Annotated in this window: 5 protein-coding genes; 2 read left to right on the plus strand and 3 right to left on the minus strand. The window is 73.8% G+C overall.

Annotated elements, in window-relative coordinates:
- Nucleotides 1–190: 190 nt before the first annotated feature.
- Together AOK18_RS25790 and AOK18_RS25795 are read left to right on the plus strand one after the other, a co-directional pair.
- On the plus strand, nt 191–1,270 hold the full coding sequence (locus tag AOK18_RS25790) for a Gfo/Idh/MocA family oxidoreductase (protein ID WP_055695891.1): 1,080 nt from the start codon (nt 191–193) through the stop codon (nt 1,268–1,270).
- Nucleotides 1,267–1,764, plus strand: coding sequence for a heme-degrading domain-containing protein (locus tag AOK18_RS25795; RefSeq protein ID WP_055695892.1), 498 nt, complete (start codon nt 1,267–1,269; stop codon nt 1,762–1,764). The genes AOK18_RS25790 and AOK18_RS25795 overlap by 4 nt, the downstream gene beginning before the upstream one ends.
- A gap of 135 nt (nt 1,765–1,899) precedes the next feature.
- Here AOK18_RS25795 and AOK18_RS25800 read toward each other — a convergent pair whose 3' ends face one another.
- The 3 genes from AOK18_RS25800 to AOK18_RS25810 all read right to left on the minus strand — a co-directional run.
- Nucleotides 1,900–2,661, minus strand: a complete 762-nt coding sequence (locus tag AOK18_RS25800) for a YidC/Oxa1 family membrane protein insertase (protein ID WP_055695893.1) — start codon at nt 2,659–2,661, stop codon at nt 1,900–1,902.
- A gap of 118 nt (nt 2,662–2,779) precedes the next feature.
- The gene (locus AOK18_RS25805; protein ID WP_099048942.1) at nt 2,780–3,121 is read right to left on the minus strand and encodes a DUF6412 domain-containing protein; all 342 of its coding nucleotides are present in this window, start codon (nt 3,119–3,121) and stop codon (nt 2,780–2,782) included.
- Between the two features lie 146 nt (nt 3,122–3,267).
- Nucleotides 3,268–3,915: hypothetical protein (locus AOK18_RS25810; RefSeq protein WP_206281594.1), on the minus strand; the 648-nt coding region annotated here is incomplete at its 5' end.

Consider the following 3,915-nt stretch of genomic DNA (forward strand, 5'->3'; position numbering starts at 1 on the left):
AGAATGTGTATAAGAGACAGCTCCGCGCCCGCGCCGATCGTCGCACCCGTACCCGCGCCCGTACCCGTACCGACCACCGCGTCCCTGCCGGCCGCCGCGCCCCCGCCGTCCGGTCCGCCGTTCGTCCTGTTCACCCGCCCATTCTCTCCCGTGCTTGCACTTTGGCAACAGCGTTGCGAAAGTGGGGGGCATGACTGGTACTCCCCTTCGCGTCGGCCTCATCGGCTACGGCCTCGCGGGCTCCGTGTTCCACGCCCCGCTGATCGCCGCGACCGAGGGCCTCGCCCTCGACACGGTGGTCACCTCGAACCCCGAGCGGCAGCGGCAGGCCCGCGCCGAGTTCCCGGACGTCCGCGTCGCGGCGACACCGGACGAACTCCTCGAGCGCGCCGCCGAGCTGGACCTGATCGTGATCGCGTCGCCGAACAGGACGCACGTCCCGCTCGCCACCGCCGCCCTGAAGGCCGGTCTGCCGGTCGTCGTCGACAAGCCCCTCGCCGGTACGGCGGCCGAGGCGCGCGAGCTGGCGGCGCTCGCCGAGGAGCGCGGACTGCTCCTCTCCGTCTTCCAGAACCGCCGCTGGGACAACGACTTCCTCACCCTGCGCAAGCTGGTGTCCGAGGGCGCGCTCGGTGACGTGTACCGGTTCGAGTCCCGCTTCGAGCGCTGGCGGCCGGCGCTCAAGGGCGGCTGGCGGGAGTCCGGTGACCCCGCGGAGATCGGCGGTCTGCTGTACGACCTCGGCAGCCACGTCGTCGACCAGGCGCTCGTCCTCTTCGGCCCGGTGACCTCCGTGTACGCCGAGGCGGTCGTCCGCCGCGAGGGAGCGCAGACGGACGACGACACCTTCATCGCGCTCACGCACGCGAACGGCGTCCGCTCCCACCTGTACGTCTCCGCGACCACGGCCCAGCTCGGCCCGCGCTTCCGCGTCCTGGGCTCCGAGGCGGGGTACGTCAAGCACGGCCTCGACCCCCAGGAGGCCGCCCTGCGCGACGGTCTGCGCCCCGGCACCGGCTCGGGTGCCGACTGGGGCACCGAGCCCGAGGAGCTGTGGGGCCGCGTCGGTTCCGGGGAGTCCCCGGTGACCGGTGGCGGACGTGCCGAGCCGACCCTGCCCGGCGACTACCCCGCGTACTACGCGGCCGTGGCGAAGGCCCTCCTGGAGGGCGGCCCCAACCCGGTGACCGCGCAGGAGGCCGCCGCCGCCCTGGACGTGCTGGAGGCGGCCCGCCGTTCCGCCGACGAGAAGGTGACGGTGACGCTGTGACGCAGCCCTCATCCACCCCCGCGCCCGCCTTCACCGTCGAGGAGCTGGAGGAGCAGGAACGCCGTCTGGTGTTCCGCCGGTTCACCCACGAGGACGCCTGGGCGCTGGGCTCCCTGCTGGTGGAGATGGCCAGGGAGCGGCAGGCCCCCGTGGCCATTGACATTCACCGCTCCGGCCAGCAGCTCTTCCACGCGGCGCTGCCCGGTTCGGCCCTCGACAACGACGCCTGGATCGCCCGCAAGCGCCGGGTCGTCGAGCGGTACGGCTGCGCGTCGTACCTGGTGGGTGCCCGGCACCGCGCCAAGGGCACGACGTTCGAGGAGTCCTCCCGCCTCGACCCCGACACCTACGCGGCGCACGGCGGTTCGTTCCCGGTCACCGTCGAGGGCGTGGGCGTGATCGGCGCGGTGACGGTCTCCGGCCTTCCCCAGATCGAGGACCACCGGATGGTGGTGGAGGCGCTGGAACGGTTCCTGGACGCCGGCACCGTCTGACCCGTCCCCACGGGAACGCGGGGTGCCTACGGTGGGGTCCACCGTAGGCACCCCGCGTTCGGGTACGGGCCCCGGCCGCGGCGGCCCGGTGGCGCCGCCCCCGCGAGCGGGAGGGCGGGGACGGCGGGGCCGACGTCACCGGTGGAGCAGCGCCCGTTCCGCCACGCCCCACGCCGTGCTGGTGACCACGTACAACGCGGCGGCCAGCGGCACCACGGCCACGGTGACGAGGGTGAAGAACGACAGGAACGGCAGCACCTTGACCACCGCCCCCGTCCCGGGCACCGCGACGGGTTCCGTGACGCCCCTGCCCTTACCACCGCCACCGGTGCCGCTACCGGCACCGGCACCGGTCAGTGCCGGGTTCTCCGCCATCGACCGCTTGGTCAGGCGGTAGCTGAAGGCGGCGACCACCAGGACCACGGCGAACAGCCCCAGGTACACGAGCCCGGCCCCGCCGAGCGGCCCCCCGTCCCCCAGTGCGTCGGTCCAACGCCCGCCCAGCGGAGCGGCGAACAGCTCGTGGCCGAGCAGTTCGTTGGGCCGTCCGCCGATCGTGGTGTTCGAGAAGAGGTAGAACAGGACGAAGAAGGCGGGCAGTTGGAGGAGGCTGGGCAGGACTCCGGCCAGCGGTGACACCTTCTCCCTGGTGTGCAGGTCGAGGAGGGCCCGCTGGAGCTTCTCGGGGTCGCGGCCGTGCCGGCGCCGCAACTCGGCGATCTTCGGCTGGAGTCGGGTCTTCGCCTTCTGGCCGCGCGCCGCGGCCCGGGACAGGGGGTGGACGAGGAGGCGTACGAACGCGGTGAACAGGACGATCGCGGCGGCCGCCGCGGAGAGGCCGAACAACGGCTGGAGCAGGTCGGCCAGTCGTTCGACCAGGCCGGCGAAGACGGACATGGATGAGCCCTCCGGGGGTCTCGTCGTGCCGAAGGTCCCGGGTGTACCGGGACGGGAAGAGGAAGGACGGCATGACGACCCACGCAGGGCGTGGTGGACGGATCAGAGAACGGGTGCCCTACGCGACGGTCGCCGGGAGGGCGTGTCCGGGGGCTCTGGGCCGGGTGCGGCCCCTGGCGTCGGGGTCGCGCTGCGGCAGGAAGGCGGTCCGCCGGTCGCGGTCGCGCAGGGCCGTACGGACCCGGGCGGGCGGCGCGGCGGGCACGCTGCGCGCGAGGACGACGGCGCACACGGTGAGCGTGGCGGCGGCCGCGGTGGTCGCGGCGAGCGCGACGGTGCCGGAGAGCCCGGAAAGACCACCGGCGGCCGGCAGCACGAGCAGGACGACCGGGAGCAGCGGGAGCAGCGGGAGCAGTACGGCGAGGACGGCGGAACGCGGGTTCGTCCGATCGCTGTCCACTCGCCCTCCCTTCCTCCGCACGGCGGTCCGACACCCTCTCAACGCCCGGAATCGGGCGGCGGTTCCCCGGGCGGGGAGAAGAGCGCCGTGGGGGCCGGGTCCGGTACCGGGAGGGTGCGGCGAGGCGGGCACCCGCGTACGGCGGCTCAGCAAGCGGCGGCCACCGGGGCGGCGGTGACCTGGGCGGCGGTGACCGGGCTTCCGGCGAACTCGTCGAGGTCGTCGAGGTCGTCGGCGTCGAGGAGCCGGGTGAGGCGGTAGCACTGTTCGGCCACCGCGGGCCCTTCGTCCGGAGTCCAGTACCGCTCCCGGAAGCGGACGAGGGCGACGACCGTCCGCTCCTCGCGCACGACGCCGCGCACCTCGGTGCCCCTCTCCTCTCCCGGGAGGCGGCCGGGATCGAGGGCCTCCTGCAGGCCGGTCCGCGTGAGCCGCCCCGCCCTCAGGGACCCCATCTCGCTCTGTGCGGACCGCAGCAGGACACCGATCCTGTCGCTCCCCCCGCAGTCCTCGCGGTCCCGCTCGACGACCTCCGGGGTCCAGGCCGGCCCCGGGCGGCGCGTGTAGGTGTGGCCGAAGCAGCGCTCGACCTCTCCGCGGTCGCCGAACGGTACGGGCCTTGCCGGGTTGTACTCGGCCGACCGGACCGCCGACGCACTGAACGCGAGCCGCGACACCGGCACCGACGCGCTGCTGGGCGTGATCCGGAAGCACACCGGGAGCCCCGTCATCACGTACGACGAGGACCGGCGCGTGTTCACCGCCCTCGTCGGACGGTCGGCCGAGTACAACCC

It is taken from the genome of Streptomyces prasinopilosus (assembly GCF_001419695.1).
Taxonomy (GTDB): domain Bacteria; phylum Actinomycetota; class Actinomycetes; order Streptomycetales; family Streptomycetaceae; genus Streptomyces; species Streptomyces prasinopilosus.

What these genes read in the sequence shown, in the direction of transcription:
- AOK18_RS25790 (WP_055695891.1), top strand. Translation starts at nt 191, where the DNA reads ATGACTGGTACTCCCCTTCGCGTCGGCCTCATCGGCTACGGCCTCGCG.
- AOK18_RS25800 (WP_055695893.1), bottom strand. Translation starts at nt 2,661, where the DNA reads ATGTCCGTCTTCGCCGGCCTGGTCGAACGACTGGCCGACCTGCTCCAG.